This is a genomic window from Lutibacter sp., assembly GCF_041596795.1.
Lineage (GTDB): Bacteria > Bacteroidota > Bacteroidia > Flavobacteriales > Flavobacteriaceae > Lutibacter.
This window is the reverse complement of record NZ_JBFHHX010000007.1, coordinates 21,393-44,432: the sequence shown is the minus strand read 5'-3', so window position 1 is coordinate 44,432 and position 23,040 is coordinate 21,393. Positions and strand designations below refer to the sequence as shown.

30 protein-coding genes are annotated in these 23,040 nt (G+C 30.0%); 29 read left to right on the top strand and 1 reads right to left on the bottom strand.

Annotated elements, in window-relative coordinates:
* Positions 1-107: 107 nt before the first annotated feature.
* Positions 108-425, bottom strand: a complete 318-nt coding sequence (locus ABY298_RS02005; protein WP_372744317.1) for a hypothetical protein — start codon at positions 423-425, stop codon at positions 108-110.
* Positions 426-529: 104 nt separating this feature from the next.
* Here ABY298_RS02005 and ABY298_RS02000 point away from each other — a divergent pair, with 104 nt between their 5' ends.
* The 29 genes from ABY298_RS02000 to ABY298_RS01860 all read left to right on the top strand — a co-directional run bounded on the left by ABY298_RS02000 (position 530) and on the right by ABY298_RS01860 (position 22,977).
* A complete protein-coding gene (locus ABY298_RS02000; RefSeq protein ID WP_372744316.1) occupies positions 530-805 on the top strand; it encodes a hypothetical protein in 276 nt (91 codons plus the stop codon).
* 4 nt (positions 806-809) lie between these two features.
* Entirely contained in the window at positions 810-1,379 is a 570-nt protein-coding gene (locus ABY298_RS01995; RefSeq protein ID WP_372744315.1) for a LuxR family transcriptional regulator, read from the top strand.
* A 330-nt stretch (positions 1,380-1,709) separates the two neighbouring features.
* Entirely contained in the window at positions 1,710-1,883 is a 174-nt protein-coding gene (locus tag ABY298_RS01990) for a hypothetical protein (RefSeq protein ID WP_372744314.1), read from the top strand.
* On the top strand, positions 1,883-2,557 hold the full coding sequence (locus ABY298_RS01985) for an HNH endonuclease signature motif containing protein (protein ID WP_372744313.1): 675 nt from the start codon (positions 1,883-1,885) through the stop codon (positions 2,555-2,557). The genes ABY298_RS01990 and ABY298_RS01985 overlap by 1 nt, the downstream gene beginning before the upstream one ends.
* 2 nt (positions 2,558-2,559) lie before the next feature.
* On the top strand, positions 2,560-2,826 hold the full coding sequence (locus ABY298_RS01980; protein ID WP_372744312.1) for a hypothetical protein: 267 nt from the start codon (positions 2,560-2,562) through the stop codon (positions 2,824-2,826).
* A gap of 4 nt (positions 2,827-2,830) precedes the next feature.
* Entirely contained in the window at positions 2,831-3,220 is a 390-nt protein-coding gene (locus tag ABY298_RS01975; RefSeq protein ID WP_372744311.1) for a hypothetical protein, read from the top strand.
* Between the two features lie 93 nt (positions 3,221-3,313).
* Complete coding sequence (locus ABY298_RS01970) at positions 3,314-6,178, top strand: primase-helicase family protein (protein ID WP_372744310.1); 2,865 nt, start codon at positions 3,314-3,316, stop codon at positions 6,176-6,178.
* A 2-nt stretch (positions 6,179-6,180) separates the two neighbouring features.
* Positions 6,181-6,357: a hypothetical protein gene (locus ABY298_RS01965; RefSeq protein WP_372744309.1), complete on the top strand. Its 177-nt coding sequence runs from the start codon at positions 6,181-6,183 to the stop codon at positions 6,355-6,357.
* A 1-nt stretch (position 6,358) separates the two neighbouring features.
* Positions 6,359-6,823 carry a hypothetical protein gene (locus ABY298_RS01960; RefSeq protein ID WP_372744308.1) on the top strand — a complete coding sequence of 155 codons (465 nt, stop codon included), beginning with the start codon at positions 6,359-6,361 and terminating at the stop codon, positions 6,821-6,823.
* Positions 6,820-7,338: a hypothetical protein gene (locus tag ABY298_RS01955; protein WP_372744307.1), complete on the top strand. Its 519-nt coding sequence runs from the start codon at positions 6,820-6,822 to the stop codon at positions 7,336-7,338. Before ABY298_RS01960 ends, ABY298_RS01955 begins: the two co-directional genes overlap by 4 nt.
* Before the next feature lie 6 nt (positions 7,339-7,344).
* The gene (locus ABY298_RS01950; protein WP_372744306.1) at positions 7,345-7,611 is read left to right on the top strand and encodes a hypothetical protein; all 267 of its coding nucleotides are present in this window, start codon (positions 7,345-7,347) and stop codon (positions 7,609-7,611) included.
* Positions 7,612-7,701: 90 nt separating this feature from the next.
* Positions 7,702-7,938, top strand: coding sequence for a hypothetical protein (locus tag ABY298_RS01945; RefSeq protein ID WP_372744305.1), 237 nt, complete (start codon positions 7,702-7,704; stop codon positions 7,936-7,938).
* Between the two features lie 71 nt (positions 7,939-8,009).
* Complete coding sequence (locus ABY298_RS01940) at positions 8,010-8,483, top strand: methyltransferase (RefSeq protein ID WP_372744304.1); 474 nt, start codon at positions 8,010-8,012, stop codon at positions 8,481-8,483.
* A gap of 155 nt (positions 8,484-8,638) precedes the next feature.
* Positions 8,639-8,842, top strand: a complete 204-nt coding sequence (locus tag ABY298_RS01935; RefSeq protein ID WP_372744303.1) for a hypothetical protein — start codon at positions 8,639-8,641, stop codon at positions 8,840-8,842.
* 130 nt (positions 8,843-8,972) lie between these two features.
* Positions 8,973-9,197, top strand: coding sequence for a hypothetical protein (locus ABY298_RS01930; protein WP_372744302.1), 225 nt, complete (start codon positions 8,973-8,975; stop codon positions 9,195-9,197).
* 707 nt (positions 9,198-9,904) lie between these two features.
* A complete protein-coding gene (locus ABY298_RS01925; protein WP_372744301.1) occupies positions 9,905-10,426 on the top strand; it encodes a hypothetical protein in 522 nt (173 codons plus the stop codon).
* A gap of 1 nt (position 10,427) precedes the next feature.
* Positions 10,428-13,631 (top strand): hypothetical protein, encoded by a 3,204-nt coding sequence (locus tag ABY298_RS01920; RefSeq protein WP_372744300.1) that lies wholly within the window; start codon positions 10,428-10,430, stop codon positions 13,629-13,631.
* Positions 13,632-13,642: 11 nt separating this feature from the next.
* Positions 13,643-14,272 (top strand): hypothetical protein, encoded by a 630-nt coding sequence (locus ABY298_RS01915; RefSeq protein WP_372744299.1) that lies wholly within the window; start codon positions 13,643-13,645, stop codon positions 14,270-14,272.
* On the top strand, positions 14,272-14,775 hold the full coding sequence (locus ABY298_RS01910; protein WP_372744298.1) for a hypothetical protein: 504 nt from the start codon (positions 14,272-14,274) through the stop codon (positions 14,773-14,775). Before ABY298_RS01915 ends, ABY298_RS01910 begins: the two co-directional genes overlap by 1 nt.
* A 22-nt stretch (positions 14,776-14,797) precedes the next feature.
* Positions 14,798-15,370, top strand: a complete 573-nt coding sequence (locus ABY298_RS01905) for a hypothetical protein (protein ID WP_372744297.1) — start codon at positions 14,798-14,800, stop codon at positions 15,368-15,370.
* Between the two features lie 137 nt (positions 15,371-15,507).
* The gene (locus tag ABY298_RS01900; protein WP_372744296.1) at positions 15,508-16,017 is read left to right on the top strand and encodes a phage holin family protein; all 510 of its coding nucleotides are present in this window, start codon (positions 15,508-15,510) and stop codon (positions 16,015-16,017) included.
* Complete coding sequence (locus ABY298_RS01895; RefSeq protein ID WP_372744295.1) at positions 15,998-16,438, top strand: DUF5675 family protein; 441 nt, start codon at positions 15,998-16,000, stop codon at positions 16,436-16,438. The genes ABY298_RS01900 and ABY298_RS01895 overlap by 20 nt, the downstream gene beginning before the upstream one ends.
* Positions 16,439-16,440: 2 nt before the next feature.
* On the top strand, positions 16,441-16,800 hold the full coding sequence (locus tag ABY298_RS01890) for a hypothetical protein (RefSeq protein WP_372744294.1): 360 nt from the start codon (positions 16,441-16,443) through the stop codon (positions 16,798-16,800).
* Positions 16,721-17,107, top strand: a complete 387-nt coding sequence (locus tag ABY298_RS01885) for a hypothetical protein (RefSeq protein WP_372744293.1) — start codon at positions 16,721-16,723, stop codon at positions 17,105-17,107. Before ABY298_RS01890 ends, ABY298_RS01885 begins: the two co-directional genes overlap by 80 nt.
* 58 nt (positions 17,108-17,165) lie before the next feature.
* A complete protein-coding gene (locus ABY298_RS01880; RefSeq protein WP_372744292.1) occupies positions 17,166-18,044 on the top strand; it encodes a S49 family peptidase in 879 nt (292 codons plus the stop codon).
* 13 nt (positions 18,045-18,057) lie between these two features.
* Positions 18,058-20,193: a hypothetical protein gene (locus tag ABY298_RS01875; protein WP_372744291.1), complete on the top strand. Its 2,136-nt coding sequence runs from the start codon at positions 18,058-18,060 to the stop codon at positions 20,191-20,193.
* Positions 20,194-20,205: 12 nt separating this feature from the next.
* Positions 20,206-21,033 carry a hypothetical protein gene (locus tag ABY298_RS01870; RefSeq protein ID WP_372744290.1) on the top strand — a complete coding sequence of 276 codons (828 nt, stop codon included), beginning with the start codon at positions 20,206-20,208 and terminating at the stop codon, positions 21,031-21,033.
* Between the two features lie 278 nt (positions 21,034-21,311).
* Complete coding sequence (locus ABY298_RS01865; protein ID WP_372744289.1) at positions 21,312-22,403, top strand: hypothetical protein; 1,092 nt, start codon at positions 21,312-21,314, stop codon at positions 22,401-22,403.
* A complete protein-coding gene (locus ABY298_RS01860; protein WP_372744288.1) occupies positions 22,393-22,977 on the top strand; it encodes a hypothetical protein in 585 nt (194 codons plus the stop codon). The genes ABY298_RS01865 and ABY298_RS01860 overlap by 11 nt, the downstream gene beginning before the upstream one ends.
* The last annotated feature ends 63 nt before the right edge of the window (positions 22,978-23,040 follow it).

The window sequence follows — 23,040 nt, the reverse complement described above, 5'->3', positions numbered from 1 at the left end:
TTTTAACTATGCAATAGCACTTAGTTTTTTTGGTTAACTCAACCAATTGTGATCGCGACAGGATTATTTTTAAACAATTAATACACAGGTTAACAGTTAGTTATATATTATTCGTGGCTATTTTGTGCCAAAACACTCCTTAATTTTTTCAAATTAATTTCAATTTCATCAATTAAAATGCTTCCATCTTGTTTATAAAGATCATCTTCTTCTTTTAAAAGTAGATCCAATTCATCTACAAATAGATTATTTAAATCTAATTCAGGAAAATTATCCTTAACTGCTTTCAAGAATTCATAATTAGGTTTATTTATTCTCAAGTATCTACTAACCATTACCTCACTATAGTTAATTATAGATGCCAACTCTTTATTTGAAATATTCTTTGCCTCAAAGAATAAACGCAGTTTAGTATTTATATTCATAATTTAGAATGATTTTAAATTGCACACATAGGTATATTTTTTTTAAATAAAATGTACCTATATGTATTTTATTGTATATATTTGTACACAGATATACACAAACTATGACAAATATAATAAACCAAAAGCCAATAAAAAAAATGCAATCGCATATTGATAAAGCCTATGAGTTTTTAGATCAGTTTTTACCATATGAATATGTGGTGGAAGTTGAATTAATTCTTCAAAAGAAAAAAATAAAAGTATCTGGAGGAACTATAAGAAATATTAGAACAAAAAGAGTTCCTAACCCAAGAATAGATGTTTTAAATGCGTTGCTTTTAGTTGCAAAAAAAAATCAAAAACAATTATTAGAATTAGAATCTAACTTAAAAAAGTAAATATATGGCACTTACAAAACAACCTAATTTATATCCAGGAATGAATGATGCTGGATTTGAATTCTTCATTGTCGAGGATGAAGTAAAGTTTATCGCAAACAGTAAAATATCCAATTTCACCGAATTGCCTTTCGGTATTATTCAAATTATTGAAGAAGAAATAGAAAACAATAAAGCTATTAAAATGGCTTTGTTAGACTGGTATCCAAACTCAAAGTACGATCGGTTAAAACAATTTGTTAAGTGCAGATTTGGCGGTTTAGATTTTGAAGCCGACATCATTAATCATCAATTGCAACCTAGCGAATATGTAGAATGTCCTATACGTTCAAAGTGTGAGCATAATGGTGTATTGTGTAAAGCTCCAGAATATAACGGGAGCAAATTAAATGCTATTGATATTCAATTAATGAAGCTTTTAACAACTCCTTTAACTAACGAAGTAATTGCTGAACAATTGAATCTTCCTTTAGGGTCATATCATAAATATAAAAAATTATTGTATGAAAAATTAGGTTTCATACAAACAAAACAAGAGTTAACAATTATTGCAATAACTCTTAACATTATTTAGCCTGGCTAAATGCTACGTTCTTTTTTTGTGCAATAGCACATAGTTTATTGATTAACTCAACCACCGTTTAGGCGGTGGTTTTTAAAGAATTAAAAAAAATGAAAACAAGTTTAAAATACGCAATTACTCTTTGCTTAGCTATATTAATTATTCCAACAACACACTGCTTTTATTTGGTATTAAATTTACAGCCTACTGATAATTATCAGTTTATATACTACTACCTAATAGCGCTTATTTTTATTTGGATAATTACAGCGCCTATACTTTTAATGTTAGCAGATAAAGCAGCATATCAAATAGCTCTTTCTCAATTCAAAAAAATATACAATGACAGCAATTCAGAGCAAAATTAACCAGTTAAACGCACGTATAAATCAGTTTCAAAATAGCGAAGGATTGTTTTCTGCAGAAGAAATTGAAAGTTTAATAGCTCCTTTAAAATTAGAGTTGGCGCAATTAGCGAAAGAAATTGAAGTTGAATCACCAAAAATTATAAAATAATGAAATTAAGGAGTTTAAATAATAATAATAGAAAATTTGTAAACGATGTTATTCGTGGAAAAACAAATTATTCTGTTGAAGAAGATGATTTTATTATTGAAAATTATTTAAAAATGCCAATTAAAAGAATGGCTAAAATAATGAATAGAAGTTTTCCAGGAATTACTGGAAGATTAAAACACTACAATTTAGAGATTCCAAAAGAAATCATTGAAAATAGAAAATTAAACTCTAGAAGAAAAAAAGGTGATGCGCCTTTTAATAAAGGAATGAAACAAATTGATTACATGTCTCAGGAAGCTATTGAAAGAACTAAAACTACTCGATTTAAAAAAGGGAATATTCCGCATAATAGTATTGGTGTTGAAATTGGATGCATTAGAGTTAGAACTGATTACAAACAAAGAAAAGGTTGTAAGTATCAATGGATTAAAGTTAGCGATAATGAATGGAAGCTACTTCATCATTTTGTTTGGGAAAGTGTTTATGGACCTAAACCTGAAAATGGAATTTTAAGATTTAAAGATGGAAATACAATGAATTGTTCCATTGATAACATAGAACTAATAGACTTTAAAACAAATATGATTTTAAACACTATACATCGCTATCCGGATGAATTACAAAGGTCATTCAGATTATTAAAAAAACTTAAAAGAACTATTAAAATTTAAAAATGGCAAAAAATAAAGCAATCGATTTGAATGATATTTTATTTCAAACAATTCAAAATATAATTGACCCAGAAGTAGATAATGACGGAAAAATAATAAATGAAATTACAGTTGAAAAAGCTGAAGCAGTTGCTAAAGTTGGGCAAGTAATGGTTAATAACATGAAAATGCAAGTAGATGCAATGAAATTAGTAGCAAGTGGCAATATAAAACCAAGTCAATTACCAGATAATTTACAGGGAAATTTCAAAGAAATAGACAATAAATAAAACTATGAACACACAAACACAAATAGCTTTAGAGCAAGTTTTTACAGCAGATTTTTTAAATAATAAAAAATTCATAATTACGGTATTAAATTCTATCAAAAGAATGCCTTTTGGTATGAAATTTAGAGAAATTGAATTGTATTCAGAACGCCAAGTAGTACAATTTTATGTAGATCTAGAAAGTAATAAAGAACAACTTTCTAAAATAATCTTAAACCTAGAATTATTTATTCAATTTTCTGAAGAAAATTTTAAACCTGAACCTTGTTTAGATGAAAGCGAAACAAAATTAGACTTAGGATGTTTGCTTTTTATAAATAGAAAAATACACAAAAACTTTGTGTGTTTTGATCCAGATGTGCAATGCTTTTATAATGGAAACGATGAAGAATAACCTAATAACAAGCAATGTTGAACTTATCCTAATTAGCGACTTCAACACAACTATAAAATATGAACAGTTTTTCAGTCAAATAAAAACAACCAAATGAGTTACGTAAAAGATACCGATATACTAAACGCAACAAACGGCGGATTAGATATAATAAAAGCATATTACCCAGCAGCAGAAGAATCTAATGAAGGAGCTAGAGTTAAACATTTTAAATTACGTGAAAGCGAAAAAACGGCAAGTGCAGCTTTAAAACGTTTAGATGATGGCGTTTGGATTGTTACAGATTTTGGCGGAGATAACGCAAAAAGAAATGGAATACAAGTTTGTATGTTTGAGGAAAACATTACATACGGTGAAGCTTGTGCGTTGTTAGGAGCGCGTTATAAAATAGAAGGTGCAAAGTTGGAGTTGTATATGCCAGAAATTGAAAAACGTCCGTTAAAAAAAGATGAAACTCCTGGATCGTACTATTTTACTTATAAAGAATTTACGCCTGCTGAACTTGCCTTAATTGGCCCGCGTGTTAATGAAAAGCATTGTAACTCTTTTAATTTAAAATCGTGTAAATCATTTGCTTATTGCAAGGCTAATGAAACTGTTGTTACAACAGCTACGGAAAATTATCCAATTTTTGTTTTTGATTTTGGCTCCTGGCAAAAAATATATCAGCCTAATAGTTTTGAAAAAAAATTCCGTTTTCGCTATGCTGGTAGTAAACCCAGTAAACACATTTTTGGACTAGATTTAATTGAAGCTGAATTTAAGCGCATAAAAAAACAGCAGGAAGAAGAGGAAATGGAATATGATGATGATGATGATGAAGATGAAGCAGCTTCAAAAAAGAAAGATCCTCGTTTAGATAGTGTTTTTATTATTAGTGGTGGTTCGGATGGTATTAATTTGTTCAGCTTCAATAAATTTCCTTTATGGTTTAATTCAGAATCGGAGCATTTAGATTGGGACGATTATAAAAAACTAAAAGTTTGGGTAAAAGAAATTTACTACATAGCAGATTTAGACCTAACAGGTGTAAAACAAGCTATTACCGTTGGTTTAAAATTTTTAGATATTAAATTGCTTTGGTTGCCTGAAAAGCTAAAGAAATATAGCGACAAGCGTGGAAATCCTTGCAAAGATTTTAAAGATTACGTAGATAAGTTTTATAAAAAGGATAATCCAAATCCGTTTATAAATGCGCTTGATAAATTAGAAAATAACGCTTTACCAATGCAATTTTGGACAGAGTATTGGAACAAAAAAACTAAAAAAACCGTTTTTAATTTATCTAACACCAGGTTATATCACTTTTTAGCAAACTTAGGTTTTGGTCGCTACGAAAGTGAAAATTTAAAAGAAGGATTTTTATACATACGAAAAGAAGGAAGCATTGTAAGGGTATTGCATCCGTATGAAATTGAAAATTTTGTGCACGCTTTTTTAGAAGAGCGACAAATGCATCCTGATTTACGAGATTATATTTACAAATCACCACAACTTAATGAGCGTTCACTATCAAAATTACCTAACATTGAAATAGATTTTACCGATGCTGATAAACACACGCAATATTTATTTTTTCCTAAAAAAGTGTGGCAAGTAACTAAAGAAGGTATTAAAGAATTTAAACAAGGCGAAGTTGATAAATTTATTTGGGAAGATAAAATAATTGATTTCCATCCACAAAAAGAAGATCCTCATTTTAAAATATCAACAGATAAAGATGGCGATTTAGATATTGAAATATTAAAAAAAGACAATCCGTTTTTTAACTATTTAATCAATACTTCACGTGTGCATTGGAGAAAAGAATTGGAAGAAAGTTTTGAAGGGCGTCCAGAAAAAGAAGCTGATGAATATTTCAAAAAAAATCAATTTAACATTGCTGGAAGCAGACTTTCAGAAGATGAAATTTTAGAGCAAAAACAACATTTAATAAATAAAATTTACAGCATTGGTTATATGCTTCATAAATACAAAGATGAAAGTAAAGCCTGGTGTGTTTTTGCTATGGATAACAAACTATCAGATGTGGGCGAAAGTCACGGTGGTTCTGGAAAATCTTTATGTTATAGTTATTTAGATAACATTTTAAAGCGCCGTTTTTATTTAAAAGGGCGTGATGAAAAATTAACACAAAATGATTTTATTTATCACGGAGTTACTGAAGATACGGACTATATTTTAATTGATGATGCTTCACAGTATTTAAAGTTTGATTTTTTCTTTTCTGAAATCACCGGAAGTTTAAAAGTTAATCCTAAAAATGCACAACCTTTTGAGATACCTTTTACAAAAGCTCCAAAGTTTGTAATCTCATCTAACTACACCATTAGAGATATAGATCCTTCAACTGCTAGAAGATTGCTTATTACTGTTTTTTCAGACTATTACCACTACAATAAAGATGACGAGTACAAAGAAGAGCGCCAAGTAAGTGATGATTTTGGAGGAAAAAACTTATTTAAAGATTTTACACAAACGGAATGGAATGCATATTACAATTTTTGCGCACAATGTATTCAGTTCTTTTTAACGCATCCAAAAAAAATAAATCCACCTATGGATAATGTAACCAAAAGGAGTTTGCAAGCAGAAATGGGTGACGCTTTTATTGGTTGGGCCGAAGCATTTTTTGCTACAGAAGTAGATAATATTGAGCAGAAAGGAAACTTTAAATATTTAGATAATTTCTTTAGTAAAGAAATGGCGTTTAAAGATTTTGTAGATACTACAAAACAAAATAAATGGACTTCAAATAAATTTAAAAAAGCGATGAAAGCCTTTTGTAAGTGGAACGGATATGTATTAAATCCAAAAGAATTTCATAATAATTCAGGAAGAATTATTCAAAAAATTGGAGATAAAGCTGCTGAAGTATTTTTTATAAAAACCATAGAAACTCCAACCGTATTTAAAAATAATGAAGGTAGTAATGTTAATGAAATTTTAGAAGATTAGTTATGATATACACACGCGAAGAAGTAGAAACTATTGTAAATAATTGTAAAAATGAAACGCAATTATTAACTGTTTGCCAGCAGTTTAAATTTTTAATTGATAATAAATATCAAGTTAAAAGTTTGCATTTAAATGTTATTACTCAACTAAAACTAAGGCAATTATTAAAAGGTAGTTAAAATGGAAACAATTAAAATTAAAAGCTATTTACGCCAGGCTACTGAAAAAGATTTGTTTTACGCAAATGATATTTTAGAAAATCGTGAGGTTTTTTATAAATCAGTAAAAACAGGTATTGTTAGCGGTCCGTATTGTTTGTGTAACAACAAACCTATTTTTGAGTTACTGATAGAATTAAATTTACAAATGCTGTATGTAATTGATAATTTATATACAGATGATTCAATAGCTTTTAAACTCCATTTAAAACGAGCAGAACTATCCGATGTGAAAAACGCAGATGGCTATATAAGAAATAGTTCCTTTTATCTTTTAAACACTAAAAATCAAGTTCAAGGGCCTTTTTATATTTCTCAAAACACAAATATAACTCAGTTAAATAAAGATATAATTAACAAAGCTGCGTATATCATAACTAAAAATTACAACATTCAAACAATAGAAAATCAAAAAATAGCATCATGAAAAAAACACTTTTAATAATAATATTAATAACAACGTTAAGTCGTGCGCAAGAACGGTATTTTGTAACATTTGGGTTTGATCCAAAATTAGCAACTTCTGGCGCTTATACATACAATAAAAAACCTGTAGCAGATGTATACTTATATGTTGGTAACACTTTTAATAACAACTTTGAATTTGGATTAGGCGCAGAATACGCAAATTTAAACCCAAGTTACACAGCTTTTAATGTGTATGTAAACAAGGTTTTTTATTCCTGGAACGAAAAATGGAGTTTTACTACCGGTCCAGAATATTTATTAATAGACAGAGGCCGATTTAACCATCAACAAAAAATAAATCCGGTACACACATTTGGTTACAACAATGCAATTGCATTTTATGTTACGGATAGTTTTTCAGTACGTTTAAAAGGCCGCCTTATACATAGAAAAGATTTATTAAAAATGTACCAGGACAAAACCTTCCTAAAATTTAACGGATCAATAGAATTTAGAATTGAATTAACACGATAAAAAACTATGAAATCTGGATACTTTGATATAAAAATTAATGATTTAAAACTTAAAACAGCAGCAGTATTTTGTGACATATCCGGAAATGGTAATAATTTAATTTACGATGAAATTATATTTGACAATAGACGTATGGATTTTTGTAAAAAACATTCAACTAAAACCATAGAAAATTATATTAAATTAAGATTACCTCCATACAATTATAAAAACACATTGCTAACAGATTCGAAAATTAACAATTTAGCAAATGAAACCAACCAACAATCGTAAATGGATTTGGCGCACCAAAGGCAACTATAAAATTATTATTGAAGCTCCAACATTTAAAAAAGCAAAATTAATCTTAAAATCTATGAAATTATGACAAAAAATAAAAGTGAATTTCAGACTAAAGTGTATTCTTTTTTTGAAAATAGATACATAGGTAAGATATTAAAGTTAGAATCAGCAAGTCTAAATAGACACTACATAAAATTTAAGCCTTTTGACTCTGTTTGGTTTCAACAATTTTCAGATAGTATTGATGTTGATTCTGTAGATTTTGAAAACAACACTATTAGTGGATTTATAAGCAATTCAAGTAAATTAATTGAATAGTATAACGTACACTTATAACCGTCAGAAATAAAAAAAAACGCATGCAAATTAATTTTGATAAAAATTAAAATATGATTAAAGATAAGACAATATTAGATGTTTGTTGTGGTGGTAAAATGTTTTGGTTTGATAAAGAAAACCCTAATGTTTTATTTAGTGATGTTCGAAAAGAAGATCATTTATTTAACGATGGACATTTACTAAAAGTTAGACCAGATGTAATTGCAGACTTTCGAAATCTTCCGTTTGAAAATGAAAAATTCAAACTTGTAGTATTTGACCCTCCACACGTTGAAAATTTAACTGAATCTTCTATTATTAGAAAAAAGTACGGAACATTATCTTTTGATTGGCGAACGCATATAAGAGAAGGATTTAATGAAGCTTTTAGAGTTTTAGAACCAAATGGAATATTAATTTTTAAATGGAATGAAGTAAAAATTAAAGTAAATGATGTATTAAAATTGACTGATATACAACCATTATTTGGACATAGAACTTCTAAAAGTGGTAATACTATTTGGCTATGTTTTATGAAAATATAAAAAACGTGTAGATGGCTTTTTATTTTTGCGGTTATGAGTAGTTATTTTTAGTGCTTGCATAACCGCAATAAATAAACGTAGTGTCATTAATCCGCAAGGATTAAATATAACTTTAAGTGTAAATAATTGAGTGCGAATTTTAAAACTAAAATATTATGAATAAAAAAAATTTAGTGCCTAGAATTATATCAATGCCATTTATTATGTGCATTTTGATTATACCAATGTTAATATTATATTATAAGTGGTTAAAAAATTACTTTTTGTATGGAGGAGAGGTTATAGCTTATGAAGATATAGAAGAAAAAGGCACGATTAGAGAGTTATACCATCTTTTAAAAGACCAAAGTAAGCATTAATTATTTACATAGTTGATTGCCTTTAGGCTTGTAGTACGGCTACGTAATGAAGAAACGTATTGATTGACATCAGCCGTATTACAACCAACTAACGCTTATAAAATAAGAACGATTTAATAAAATAAATATTATGATACATACAATTAAAATTGATTTAGCAGAAGTAATAAGTTTTAAAAGCCTAAAAGAAAAAAAAGACTTAGTAGGTAAAATAATTTGGCAAGAAGAAAGATATGGAGATGCTCCAGCAATTATAAAATATATACTAAATGATATTTTAGAAGCCGAAGAAGAAATTGATAAAAGAGAAGATGTAATTAAGGCTTTAAAAACTTTGATTGAAAAATTGGAGTAAGTTTTTATTTTATGAGGAGTTAACTTTTAGTTTTTGAGAAGAAAACAACCATTAATCGGACTGGCAAAAACTGAAACAAACACAAAATTAGATTTGTGGTTAACACATCGGACAAAAATTACATTTAACTTTCTTATAAAAAACGGTGTAGCGCAGCGAAATCTTTTTTATAAGTAGTTGAAAGCAGTATGACGCAGGCGTTTTTCACGCCGAGTAATATTGCAGCGTAATGGGTTGGTAATATTTAAAAGAGGATTGATTTTGTTAATTCTCTTTTTTATTTAAGTAAAATCCGTTCAAAAATTTCAAACGCACAACATTACCTGTATTTCCCCTTCAACCCCTATATTACAGAAACCACGAAAAAATTGTAACTTTGTAACCAACTACAGAAAGCCACGGCTTATATAGGTTTTTTAGTTACATTTTTAAATTTTATTTATATAAGAAGTTACAAAAAAAATGTAACTAAATAAATGGTTACAATTTTACATTTTTCTTTTATAGTTAAGTTACATTTTCTATGTAACTCATAAAACAATGTATATCAGTAAATTAGTTTGTTTTTTTAATACTGGTTACATTGTTACAAAAAAATCCGGCTTTTTTCACTTTTTTAAAATAAAAATATACCTATAAGTATATTTTTGCAATTTTTAATGTACTATAAAGTACATTTTTACTATATTTGATAAAATTTTAGTTCAGTGGAAATTATTGATAGAGTAGCGTTTAATCCAGATGTTTGTGCAGTAGAATTAGACTTCGAAGGAAAGTTAACTCCTGAGTATGCTAAAATTGCTCAAAATTTTTTTAATTCTCGCGAAAATGGTAACGTTTGGAAACCAACCTATTTTGGAAAAAAAACAATTTCGTTTTCTGAAACTTCAAAAAAATCAACTGCCGGTACAAGCTACAATCAAACAATTACCATTACATTTCCTAGCAATGATTTACTAAGGTCCGATAGGTTAGAACTTTTTAAAATGGTGAAATTTATAAAGCTCGTACTTACAAATGGAGCTAAATTAGTAATTGGTCGCAATGATTTTTTTCAAAATTCACCACCAAAAGTTAAAACAGAATCCAATTTAAAAATAACAACCGTAACATTTTCAACAGAATCTATATTTCATTCTGGTTTTGTTAGAAATGCCGATGATGATATTGCAGATTTAATTGATGATCTGTTACCACATGATATTCCAATAACTTTTATTAACATATAAAATGGCAGACGAAATTACTTTTCCTATTAATGTAGGCGTAAAAGAGGACCATCCGGCAAGAGTTTTAAAATTAGCAACAGTAGATCCTAAATATTATTACACTGCCGAAGAGTTAAAATTATATGAAGCTGCAATTAATGCTTTACATAATTTATTAAAATATGCTAAAACCTCCGACTTCATTAACAACGGTTCTAACGGATTAAGCCGTTATGTAGAGCTTTCTGAAATAGGCAGTTTAATACCTACAACAGTTTCTGATACAGATACAGCTTTATTTGATGGAGATGCTATTTGGCAAGATGGTTTAAATTATTATGCGTATGTACGTCATTTTAAAATAGATGGAGTTGAAGAACATTTATTTTTAAACACAAATATTACAATAGATCCTTTAGGAACCGAAAACCCAACCTATAAAAAAAGAGTAGTATTTATTGTTGAGGCTGATGGTTTAGGAGGTTACATACTAAAAATTGTTGAAAGTGATCCAGCTGAAAATCCATTAAAGCCAACGCTAGACGCTTCTTATCAACTAGAAATTACAGAAGTAACAATTTCTGCAGGCGCATCTGAACCTGATAATGTTTCAAGAAAATTTATTTATGCAGAAGGTGATGCTGAAGAATGGAATGTAACAACATCGAACGCAACAACTGTTAAAATAAATAGTTTAAACAATCCTCCATCTGGATTAAAAAGTATTTTATGTGAAAATGTAACACAAGATACTACATTAAGTTTTAAAGCTCCAGTAGCTATTTTTACTAGTTCAGAAAGTATTTTAGTGTTTGACTTAAAATTAGAATCTGTTTGGGAATGGAAATCATCAGAAAGAATTACTATTGATATTTATTTAAAATCAAATGATTCAAGATTTGCCGGACGTGTTCGAATTGGCTCTGATTTTGGTTTTAATTTTGATGGCTCTAATATTTCAGACACACAAAAAGTAATTGTACGATTAAGTCGTTTGCCAGGTATTTATGATAAAAATACATTTGATGAAATTGAATTTGTTTTTAAACGCACTCAAAATGAAATTTTTAGAATAGATAATGTTGCTTTAGTTGAAGGTGTTGAAAATAACAATATACAAGCTATACCGCGTAAAGTTTCTGAATTGTTTAACGATTTATTATTTCAAACAAAAGACGAAGTTCAAGCAAAAAACGCTACAGTTCATAAAAGTACAGCAACAATTAATACATTAATAGCAGATCAATCTACACATTTAGTAAATGAATTAATTGAAGTGATAGACGCTTCAGATGATAATTTAGTAAATTCAGGTACTGCAATTTATAAATATAAAGGCACTACTAATGGAAATTTAACAGATTATCAATTACAATATAAACAAGAAAGTTTAATAACTAACTTAAAAACACTCTCCGATGTATGGAATATTGGAGGTATGAATGTACGTGCCTACGCAACTAATTATCCAATTTTAGTTAATATACACACAGCACTTCCTAAAAATTTACCAATAGACGAGCTAAGCGCTTCAGATATTACCAACGGTTACTCCAGAAAAGATGCCATTGTAGCCACCACTTCTGGCGATATTATAGTAATAAAAGGTACGCCAGCGTTAACAGCATTTATACCGTTTATTGATACCGATTTGTATTACTTTATTCGCGATGTATTAATTATACCAGGCGCAACAGAACCAGTAGATCCTGCAACAGGCACACCCAATACTACAGATTTAGTATTATTTGCCGAAACTGGTACAGAAGCTGGTGGCGAAAGTACAGTAACAGCAAGTAGCGCTACAGTTACCATTGCTACAGATAGCGGTATTAGTGGTACCAAGTGTATTAGAGGTTTAAACGTGCCGCGCACAGGTATATTTAGCAAATTTGCATTTGCAACAGCAAAAGACTTTGCAAACTTTACCGCCTTAAATTTCGATTTTAAATTAGACACCGCAATTACTTCATTGTATTTTACCATTAACATTTATAATGGTACACAATTAGTAGGTAGTAAAAACATATTTAGCAATCAAAACGGTTTTTTAAATTCTATAACCAGCGTACAAAACATTAACATACCAAAAGAAGAATTTAATATTACAGGTACCGCTTACACATATATCGAAATACGTCCGCGAAGTTATTCATCGGCAGTAGCTAATTTAAACTACCGAATAGATAATGTAAAACTAATTGATGGTTTTACCACCAATCCAAACAATCCGGTACAAACAACGCACACACATAGCAATTTAAGTGTATTAGAACAAATTACACAAGAAATGATTAATGCTATTGGTACTATAGCTACTAAACAAAACACTTTAGTTAGTGGTGTAAACATTAAAACTGTTAATGGCAATAATTTATTAGGTAGTGGAAATATTGAAATAAGCTCTGGATCATTCCCAGCACCATTTTTAGAAGAACTAATACCAGATAGTAATTTACCAAGTACAACAGGCAACTTTATCTTAAAGGGCGCATACTTTAAAGAAGAAATGTGTTTAACTGCCAACTTAAACAATACCAACGGTATTTTAATTGAGGGGCAAACCATTAACTATGCAACATTTGTAAGCGACAACCAAATTAATGTAAACATAACTACTGGCGCAGCTGAGGGCGAATTTGATGTTACACTAAACAACGGTATTTTAAAAGTTTTTCCGAACCAGTTGTTAATTGTGTTGGGTACTGTTTTTAAACCAACCGAAAGTGATTGGATTGATAAAATAGGGTCTGGTGATTTTGATACTCCTGGAGAAATTAAGCTAACTATTTATAATGCCTTAGTAAGTGGAGTTTGGGATAAAGTATTAAACTACAATATTGATTTTAGAGTGTATTTTAAAGTTGTTAAAAGCCCAACAGGAAACTACAGTACAGTTTCTAATATACCAAATATAGCTATTGTAAATTCATTAAATAATGAGTTAATAGTTGGGTTAAATCTTTATTCCACAGGTCCTTCAAGTTATCTAAAAACTTATTCTTTAGCAGACGGCGGTGCGTGGGTTGTTAACGCAGGAGATACTGGAGATAATGTTTTTTTATATGATTTGGAATTTAGATTTTTATCTGGAGTTCTTTATTTATACAAGAATAAAGTATTAAGAAAAACTTTCAATGATGTATTAAATTATGATACAAAATTGAAATTTGATATCAGAGGATTCGATATTATTGATATTAAATACATAGAACTAGCCACATAAAAAATAAAAATATGCTATTACTAGACTACGAAATAAAACGAATGGGTTTAACACCATTACAAATGGTTAGCGAAATAAACTACGACCATTTAAGCTATTTATACGCCAAAGAGGGTGAGGTAGATTTGCAAGGTAAACGTTTACCAAAAAGCTACTTTTTAAAGCGAAACAACAAAGAAGTTGTAAGGCAAGTGTATGAGCGTGTGTACGGTACACATACTTATAATGGAGTGGATTATGAAAACATTTTTTTAGGTATAGAAACAAAAGTATACCACCTACACACAACAGGCGAGTTGCAATTGGTAAGCACAAAAACATATATGTTTAATTTACACCCAGTTTTTGTTGGTGATGGCAACGAAACAGTTGTAGGCTTCAGCTCTCGTAAAATGGTAGAAATATTAAAAGCAGAGCGATACGCTTCCGCTAATAATTTACAAAGCCAAAACGCAGCAATTTATCAGTTTTTGTACTCAACCTATCAAGAGTACGAAAATTACCTAAAATTTGGCGATAAAACATTGCTAATTGAAGCGTTAGACAATGAAACAAGACCAGAAGTATTAGAAGTTTTAAATCATTCCGTTGCAGGAACAGAATTAACAATTGTTCAACTCATTAAATTAACATTACAGTAATGAGCACACAAAATCGTCTTTATAACTACGAAAAATACATAGCATTTTTAATGTTGTGTATGGTATTTATACTAATAGCTTTAGATAATGGTATTGTTAGAGATAGCATAAGTAATTATGTATATATGCAACACAACCAAGTGTACTATGGCTTATTGTTTACAACTTCAGGAATGTTTATGGTAAACGGTGCAATTTGGCGTAAAAATTACAACATACTGTTAGGCGTATTATTAGCAGGTGTTGCGTTAACTCCACATTTACAGTTTCCAAAGCTTCATAATATTTTAGCCGCTTCTTTTTTTGAAATCAGCTGTATTGTAATGGTATTTTATAGCACACAAAAACAATTGTGGTATAAAGTTGCAGCCGCCATATTTATAAACGTTGCATTAATAGGCTGTGTGCTATTTAATTGGTACACGCTTTTAGTAGCAGAATTTTTAGGCATTTTACCAATAACCATTCACTATTTATTTGAAAGTAAAAATAAATTAAGTTAAATAAGTTCTTAAAAAATAAATAATGTCCCAAAGCATTATACCAGTTAAAATACGCGAGCATTTAATTCCTTTTTTTTATGAGGAATTTAAAGGTGTTGAAGCGCATTACCTTAATAAAAGAGTAAAAGCGTGTAAAATAAGTATGACATCATCAATTGGTAAAATGTTACGTATAACATTAGAAAAATCAGGATATCCGTTAAAAGAAATTGATAAAATAGGAAAGTTCAATATGTATATTGCTGTTTCTGATAGTGAAGCTTCAAAAACTGCTTCAGCAAAAATATATAAATATGTAAGTGGCCAATATTCATTTTTAAAAGTGCCATACCAAGTTGCAGAAGATATTAATGATATTTTAGAAGATCAGTTTCGTATTGCCTTTGTAAATCGTGTTAAAGGCGCTTTGCGTTTTTCTCCAAAAACAAAAGTACAAGACATTATTTCAGACTTTATGGTAGAATATTCTTTAGATGAGTATGGCTATAAAATAGCCTCATTACAAAGGTTATATAATAGATCGGTAGCAGAAAATAAAACAATGAGTAGAATGCAAAGCAAAGTAAGTAACAGGGTATTAAATTACAAAGGTTAATTTTCATGTCTTAAAAAATAAAAGATTGTATTAGATATTTGGGTTTTAAAGTAAAAGAGTTTAATCAACCCAATATGCGTTCTATTATGATACAGTTTTCGTCCCTTATTTTGGCGTACTTACAAAAAACATTGTTTGTGCTTAAAGCTACATTTGCCACAAAAAAAGGCTTATTTATAATTCCAACAATTGCAATATCATTACCAGTTTTAAGTACAAAACAACACGTAGGTTTAATGTTAGCTATATTAATGATAGTAGATTTTGCAACAGGATTTGCAGTTTCAAAAAAAAATAAAAAAGAAGCTGAAAAACTAAAACCTGAATTAAAAACAGAAAACACCTTTTCTTCAGAGACTTTTAAAGTAAAAACAGGTATTAAATTGTTTTTGTATATGAGTACCATTTTTATAGCATATTGGGCAGAAAATGTATTAAAAATAAATCCTTTTAATTTTTCATTTTCTACACTTGAATTTACTATTACAATAGTAATAATGTGTATTTGGATGATTGTTGAAATGTATTCTATTTTTTTTGAAAATGTAAAAAAATTAGGTTTTGATATTTTAGGAAGTTTTGGAAAAATAAAACGTATTTGGAGCGAACTTAAAAAACCTATTCAAGATGAAAACACCGCTAATTAAATTACACAGATATTCACAAGATCAAAATCAATCATTATCAACTACTGTTATTTTAGATGATAGTAATAATCCGTTATATTCAAGCATAACACTAGAACGTGGTTGGCGTAATAATAAACAAGGAGAAAGTTGTATTCCTGCTGGAGTATATGATGTAGTTTTAGAGTATTCACCAAAATTTAAAAAGGACCTTTGGGAAATTAAAAACGTGCCAAATCGTAGCGAGTGTAAATTTCATTCCGCAAATTATTGGCATCAATTAAACGGTTGCATTGCTCCAGGGCGCAGACCAAAATATTTAAATAGCGATAAATACTTAGATGTTACTGATAGTGTGAATACGTTAAAAGATTTTCACGCAGCTTTAAAAGGATTTACAAAAGCAATTTTAATAATTACTACAGAACCAAATATTTTTTAATAATGAAGTTACCAATACTTTCTCCTCTTCAAAAAATAATTAGTGTAACTCTTGTTTTTTTAATAATTGTACAGCTATGGCAATGGAATAGCACTAAAAATATACGAGAAATAAACAAAGTGTTGGTAAAAGAAAATAAAGCGCTTACAACGCTTAATTTAGAAATTAATAAAAAACTAAAATTAGATAGCTTGTTAATTTACAAATCTCTTCAAAAAATAGATTCGCTGCAAAAAGTAGATGAACTTCAAAAAAAACAATTAATCAAAATCACATCAAAATATGAAACGTTACACGCTAATTATAATACTCTTAGTCCTAACGGTAAAACAGACTTTTTCACAAAACTTATTAATAACTGAGGTACAACGCGATAGCATTGTTTCAAAAATATTAAGAGGCAATCAAGCGCAAGAAGAAAATGTTGTTTTAAAAAAACAAATAATAGTTAAAGACTCTGTAATTGCAGTATGCTCCACAGTTATTTCAATTCAAAAAAACAGCATTAATTTACAACAACAGCAGTTAAATAATAGTTTAATGATAATAAAAAATCAGAAAGAAATAATTTCAAACGAAAAAAAACGAGCGCGTAAAAAAGGCTTCTCTGGTTTTTTAAAAGGTGTTGGTGTTGGTGCTGCGTTGGTTGTAGGCTTTTCTTTTCTATAAAAAAACATGTCTTAAAAAAAAGTAGGTGCTATGGTACTTTAGCCATAAATAGTACACTATGAAAGTAAATTCCTTAATTTCTGATATAATTCGTGGCGAATGGTTAATAGACATTCATAATTTAGAAGCATACAATCCTATTATTTCAAAATTATTAGCAGGTGAGCAATTGAATTTAGAGCGCGACACAAAGTCAATCTTAAATTTTATAGACCAGGGCGGTAACGTTGTAAAAGAAAATGAAGAAGGCGTTGTGCTAGTTCCTAAAGGATCTATTGCAGTTGTAAAAATGATTGGTGAAGTAGTAAAGTACGGCGATTTTTGCGTGTATGGAGCCGATGAAATTGTTGCAGCTTTAACACAAGCTAACAATATGAAAAATGTACTAGCTACCATTTTTATTATTGATGGCCCGGGCGGTTCTGTTTCTTCCATTGGTCCTTTCCAGTATTTCGCTAAAAACATAAAATCAAAACCTATTATTGGTTTATGTGACCAAGCATTGAGTTTACATTATTGGACAGCTGTTGAAGTATGCGACCATATTATGGCAGATAACAATGTATCTGCTCGTTTCGGTTCGGTAGGTGTTGTATTAACATTTGCCGACAACAGAAAAGCTATGGAAGAAAAAGGAATTAAGTTTCACGAAGTATATCCAGTTGAAAGCGAATACAAAAATAAAGCCTTTGCCTTAGCGCGTGAAGGAAAATATGAAATGATTCGTGAAGAGTTTTTATCGCCATTAGCTAAAAATTTTCAAAGCAGAGTAAAAGCAAACAGACCCAATTTATTAGAAGAAGTTGGCGTATTGTCTGGCAAAACTTTTTTTGCTGATGAAGCTTTACGCTTAGGTATGATAGATAGTATTGGCGGAATGCAAAGCGCTGTACGTCAAGCAGTAATTTTGAGTAGTATAAATAAATTTAATAATTAAAAAATGAAGAAAAATGTTTAAAAAAATGTTAGCCGCCGTTATTATGTTAACGGACTTTTTAAAAATCAAAGAAATCCCGATAGTTGACGGACAGGTCGCATTTTCGGATGATCAAACAGCAAAGCTAAAAGAAGAGCTTTCTGAAAAAACTTTAACAGAATTGATTGAAGCATTCAATAAAGAAATTGCTGAAAACTCAGATGTTAAAAGTATCAATAAAGAGATTGAAGCCATTTTAGCGGCTATGAAAACTCCTGAAGAAGATGCTGCTGCATCAAAAAAACAAAAAGAGCCAGATGCTAAAGATGATGATAAGGATGATACACTTGCTAAGTTAGAAGCCTTAAAACTTAAAATGAAAGAAAAAGACGATTTAATTAAAGCGTTAATTTCTGAATCTGAAGGCGATGCTCCATTTCAAATTATAAAAGGCGGAAAAGCAAAAGAAAGTATGAAACATAGTACTACCCATTTATTTGGTTCTACAAAAGCATATGATGCTTTTGAAGATAGAAACTGGAATAAAAGAGCTGCTGGTATAGTAACTTCAGCAACAGATTATACAGAAGCAACTACAATTGATAAATTAAACGGCGATTTAGAGTTATTCTTCCGTGAAAATCCTGAAGAAATAACATCATTACATCGTGATAATTTTGGATTACCAGCACATTGGGCAAAACGTATGAATGTTGTTGATAGAGTTGCTGACGGTAGCATTGCAACTGCTGATATTTCGCAAGCACGTAAATTAAATTGGTTGCCTAAAAATAAACAAACAATTCAACCAGAAGAAGGAAAAATATTTCCAATTTCAATTGATATTGAGTTTGTAGGTCATTTATTATCTAGCATTGAAGCTTCTTGGTTAAACTCGTTTAATAAAGAAGGAAGTCAAGCGTATAAAATGACGTTTGTTCGTTTCTTAGTAGCTGAATTAGATAAAAAAGCCCGTGCAGAAGATAGAGTTGCTACAATTAAAGCAGTGTATGTTCCTACGCCTGATGGAGCTACAAAACCAGGTAAATTTATAAACAGACAAAACGGGTTGTTATACTTGTACTGGAAAGCGAGAGATATTGATAAAAAATACCGTGCTTTTAAATTAGGTACTCCAACACCTTCAAATATTGTAGATTATATAGATAATGCTATTAAAGCATTGCCTTTAGAAATACGTAATAGTTTAGGATTAGAGTTGCAATTATCTCCAGCTTGGTTAAAAGCGTATAAACGCAGATATGAAAGTTTGTATAGTTTAAATCAAGATTATAAAGGTCAGCCTGAATATCCAAAAGACTATCCTAATATTAGATTTACAGAAGTAGTAGATTTTGAAGGGACAGACTTTATGGCAATTACATTTAGTGATAACATTGAAATTTTAGAAAATCTTCCAAAAGAAAAATCATTGTACAAATTTGAAATGTTAAAACGTATTATTTATGTATTTGCGGATTACAAATTAGGAATCAGATTAAAACATATAGGTAATAAAGTAAAAGTTGGTGATCCAGATGAATTTAAAGTGCAAACAGTTTGGTCTAATGATGTGCCAATTTTCAGTTCAGATTTCTTTGTACCTACGTTTGATGATGCAACAGGAGAAATTAATGCAACATTTAATCAAATTCAAGTAGATGATGCTTGGGCTACTGATATTACAAAAATAAACGGAATGGTTCCTGGAACTATTGTGCGTATACAAGGTAATACTGCAATGGCTGCAACTAAAAATGTAAAAAACAATGCAGACTTAGTAATTGGTTCCGACTTCGATTTAAAATCAGGTGGAACTTTAACTATGGTAGTTATGGCCGATGGTAAATTAAAACAATTAGCTAGAACAACTGCTCCGGAAGCTGCAGAAGTAACAGCAGTTGACTTTACTACTGGTATTTTAGATGCTGCTTTAGGTAATGAATTTAACCACACAGGTTCAGGTGTTGCAATTACTGAAATATTGAACGGTGTTCAAGGTCAAGTAGTTAAAATTAGCGGTAAAGCAGGAGCAGGATCTGATGTTACTTTAAGTACCGTTGGAAATATTAAAGTGGCTAGTGCAGCAACATTAGCTACAGATGCAGACTACATAGAGTTAATCTTGGTAGATGCTGTATGGACAGAGTTTAATCGTGTAATCGCATAATAATATATAAAGATGACGAATTTTAGAAAATCGGTGCCAGCTCCTACAACTGTAGGTGCTGGAGCACCAACTCCAAAAAAAGGATTAGTAACAATTATACATAGCAATGATGTACTGGCTTTTCCATTACGTGATGCTAATGGTGTAAAAATGTTAGGAAATATAGTGTTATTGGCCGGCGCAAAAATGCACCAATTATACTTAACATCATCTTCTCAAAAAGGTTCTCATGAAATTGAAGGAGAAGAAGATATGGAAGGCTTTGTTAAAAAGTTTGAAGGAACACATCCTGGAGATTCATTAGAAGTAAATGAATTTGTTCAAAATGCATTAGGTGAAGGGTTTATTGTAATTTATGGAATTGGCTGCGGAAACAGTCAAGGAAAAGTATTAGGATCTCCTTGTAATCCAATGAAATTAAAAGGTAGTTACCTTGATGATAAAGATGGACGTAAACATACTTTAATGTTCGAGCAGACTTATAAAGATACTTACATTGCAGGTTTTTATGATGGCGCTATAACATTAGGTGCTAATTACGATGCGCCTACAGCTGATATAGCTATGACAGTTGCAAATGGTATGGTATACAAAGTGCCTTCTTTAGATACTACAGACGCTATTACAGCAGCTTCAATTGATCAACCTCATTTAGCTGTTATATCATTAGTTGGTGGTGGAGGCACAGATCCTGCAACATTAAGTTCTGGTGCGCAAGGTGCGGTAACTGTTATTTTAAAAGATGATACTACTTGGACCGCCTTAGAAAATGCAATTATTAGCTTACAAGTATTTAAAGCTGGTGCAACAACCTATTTAATAGAGCAATCGCGATCATAATAATTGTTTGGTTTAGTTAATTTGAAAAAAGCCTCTTTTGTAATAAAAGAGGCTTTTTTGTATAAAAATTAACCTATAGGTTTATTTTTTAGCAATTTAATGTACTTATATGTATTTTTTATTGTATATTTAAAGTCAATAATAACTTGTGTTCGTATTATTAATATTCTAGCCATTATTAAGTTTAGTAAGAAAAAAGCCGTTTGACATAGCGGCTTTTTTTCATGTCTTAAAAAATTGCACATACAATCTCATATTTACATAAAAAACAATATATAATGAAAGCAGTAGTATTAGAATTTTTTAAAACAACGCACATAAATCCTGAAGCACGATTTAATAAAGCGTTAGAAATGTACCGTAAATCGCCAACTAAAAATCCTGCTCAGGAACGTTTTTTAAACGCTGCTGGATATTCTCCAGTAAATTTAGAAAACTTGTTGTATGATTTAAAACAGCTACACAATATTAGCGATGCGGATATTAGAATGGCTCAAACTTCTCAAAAACCTAAATTAGTAGTGTTATTTGAAGATATTAAAAATAAAACTACAGAAGAATTAGTTGCGTTTTTATTGCAAGAAAAAGTTGAATTACCTGAATTTAATATTCCAGATAATTACAACGAATTAAAGGCGTATGTAAAAGAACATGATATTAAATCAGCTTCCTTAAAAAAAGAAGATTTAAATACAGCTATTTTAAATGATTTTGAAGCTACAATTGCTAGAATAGCTGTTGAGTATTTAGAGCCAGTTATTAAAGGTAAAGAACCTGACAGAGGTATTACAATTACAGTAGTTGCTGAAACCAAAGAAGAAGTATTTACCAAAGCTCCAGATGAAGTAAAAGAAGCTGTTAAGCTACGTGAAGAATTTCCTTTTTTAAATGATCCTGCGTGTCCAGATGAACTATACATTTTAGTAGGTAAAAAACTAGCGCATTACGATGCGTATGTAAAAGCGCACGAAGCGTTGTTTGTAAATATAGTAGAAAATGCAGATGTTTCAGAAGCTAAAGAAATAAATATGTCTTCAGAAGAAATTTCAGCCTTAGCACTTTCTGCAGTAGAAAATTTTGAAGCAAATCAAGCTATTTATAAAGAGTTAGATTATTTTAAACAAAACGGAAAAATATTAGGAGAACATCCAATATTTAAAGAGCGTTTATTAAAATCGTCTATTGATGTAATGTCAGTTCCAGATGCTACTAAGCGTTTAAGCAATTTAGACAATTACATCCGTAGAGATTCAAAAGCATTGGAAAAAGCTAAAACGCCAGAAACTAAGGAAAAACTTCAAAAGAAAATTGAAGCTTGGAAAATAGAGCTAAGTTTAATTAAAGCAAAGTTGGGTTTTAGTGACAAATAGGTTTTTCGATATTAAAGAAAAAAAAGCTGTAAAAAAGGAAAATTCTTCCGAGCATTTTGTTTCTAAATATTTGTTGGCGCATTACCAGCTCATTAAAAATTTAGATGCCGATATAAAACGCTTACCAACCCCAGAAGAGTTTTTCTTTTTACAAAGCGACACATCATTTAATGCCTTCACGTTCATTCCGTTAATTGGCAGACACGAAGCAATAAAAAAGCTCTACGCAAGTACGTACAGCATCAGCAGAAACGTGGTCGATGCTTTAATTCAATTGCACGATGAAGGTATTATTGAAAGTATTACACTTATGGTGTCAGATTCATTAATAAAACGAAATCCTGCAACAATAGATTATATAAAAGCATTAATAAGTAAACGACCTAATTTTGAGGTTGTTTTTTCTTGGGTCCACGCAAAAGTATGTGTAATGGAAACTTCAACTAATTATTATGTAGTTGAAGGGTCAGGAAATTGGGCCGCAAATGCCTTATATGAACAATACCTTTTTGCAAATAGCAAAGGATTGTTTGAGTTTCGAAAAAAATTATTTACAGAATCTAAACTAAGGTAGTATGAAAGGCGAATTAATAATTATTGCAATAGGAATATTTTTATATATCCGCATTTGGTATTT

Bases quoted from the DNA above. Each gene is read 5' to 3' on its own strand.
- ABY298_RS02005 (WP_372744317.1), bottom strand. From the start codon at position 425: ATGAATATAAATACTAAACTGCGTTTATTCTTTGAGGCAAAGAATATT.
- ABY298_RS02000 (WP_372744316.1), top strand. From the start codon at position 530: ATGACAAATATAATAAACCAAAAGCCAATAAAAAAAATGCAATCGCAT.
- ABY298_RS01995 (WP_372744315.1), top strand. From the start codon at position 810: ATGGCACTTACAAAACAACCTAATTTATATCCAGGAATGAATGATGCT.
- ABY298_RS01990 (WP_372744314.1), top strand. From the start codon at position 1,710: ATGACAGCAATTCAGAGCAAAATTAACCAGTTAAACGCACGTATAAAT.
- ABY298_RS01985 (WP_372744313.1), top strand. From the start codon at position 1,883: ATGAAATTAAGGAGTTTAAATAATAATAATAGAAAATTTGTAAACGAT.
- ABY298_RS01980 (WP_372744312.1), top strand. From the start codon at position 2,560: ATGGCAAAAAATAAAGCAATCGATTTGAATGATATTTTATTTCAAACA.
- ABY298_RS01975 (WP_372744311.1), top strand. From the start codon at position 2,831: ATGAACACACAAACACAAATAGCTTTAGAGCAAGTTTTTACAGCAGAT.
- ABY298_RS01970 (WP_372744310.1), top strand. From the start codon at position 3,314: ATGAGTTACGTAAAAGATACCGATATACTAAACGCAACAAACGGCGGA.
- ABY298_RS01965 (WP_372744309.1), top strand. From the start codon at position 6,181: ATGATATACACACGCGAAGAAGTAGAAACTATTGTAAATAATTGTAAA.
- ABY298_RS01960 (WP_372744308.1), top strand. From the start codon at position 6,359: ATGGAAACAATTAAAATTAAAAGCTATTTACGCCAGGCTACTGAAAAA.
- ABY298_RS01955 (WP_372744307.1), top strand. From the start codon at position 6,820: ATGAAAAAAACACTTTTAATAATAATATTAATAACAACGTTAAGTCGT.
- ABY298_RS01950 (WP_372744306.1), top strand. From the start codon at position 7,345: ATGAAATCTGGATACTTTGATATAAAAATTAATGATTTAAAACTTAAA.
- ABY298_RS01945 (WP_372744305.1), top strand. From the start codon at position 7,702: ATGACAAAAAATAAAAGTGAATTTCAGACTAAAGTGTATTCTTTTTTT.
- ABY298_RS01940 (WP_372744304.1), top strand. From the start codon at position 8,010: ATGATTAAAGATAAGACAATATTAGATGTTTGTTGTGGTGGTAAAATG.
- ABY298_RS01935 (WP_372744303.1), top strand. From the start codon at position 8,639: ATGAATAAAAAAAATTTAGTGCCTAGAATTATATCAATGCCATTTATT.
- ABY298_RS01930 (WP_372744302.1), top strand. From the start codon at position 8,973: ATGATACATACAATTAAAATTGATTTAGCAGAAGTAATAAGTTTTAAA.
- ABY298_RS01920 (WP_372744300.1), top strand. From the start codon at position 10,428: ATGGCAGACGAAATTACTTTTCCTATTAATGTAGGCGTAAAAGAGGAC.
- ABY298_RS01915 (WP_372744299.1), top strand. From the start codon at position 13,643: ATGCTATTACTAGACTACGAAATAAAACGAATGGGTTTAACACCATTA.
- ABY298_RS01910 (WP_372744298.1), top strand. From the start codon at position 14,272: ATGAGCACACAAAATCGTCTTTATAACTACGAAAAATACATAGCATTT.
- ABY298_RS01905 (WP_372744297.1), top strand. From the start codon at position 14,798: ATGTCCCAAAGCATTATACCAGTTAAAATACGCGAGCATTTAATTCCT.
- ABY298_RS01895 (WP_372744295.1), top strand. From the start codon at position 15,998: ATGAAAACACCGCTAATTAAATTACACAGATATTCACAAGATCAAAAT.
- ABY298_RS01890 (WP_372744294.1), top strand. From the start codon at position 16,441: ATGAAGTTACCAATACTTTCTCCTCTTCAAAAAATAATTAGTGTAACT.
- ABY298_RS01885 (WP_372744293.1), top strand. From the start codon at position 16,721: ATGAAACGTTACACGCTAATTATAATACTCTTAGTCCTAACGGTAAAA.
- ABY298_RS01880 (WP_372744292.1), top strand. From the start codon at position 17,166: ATGAAAGTAAATTCCTTAATTTCTGATATAATTCGTGGCGAATGGTTA.
- ABY298_RS01875 (WP_372744291.1), top strand. From the start codon at position 18,058: ATGTTTAAAAAAATGTTAGCCGCCGTTATTATGTTAACGGACTTTTTA.
- ABY298_RS01870 (WP_372744290.1), top strand. From the start codon at position 20,206: ATGACGAATTTTAGAAAATCGGTGCCAGCTCCTACAACTGTAGGTGCT.
- ABY298_RS01865 (WP_372744289.1), top strand. From the start codon at position 21,312: ATGAAAGCAGTAGTATTAGAATTTTTTAAAACAACGCACATAAATCCT.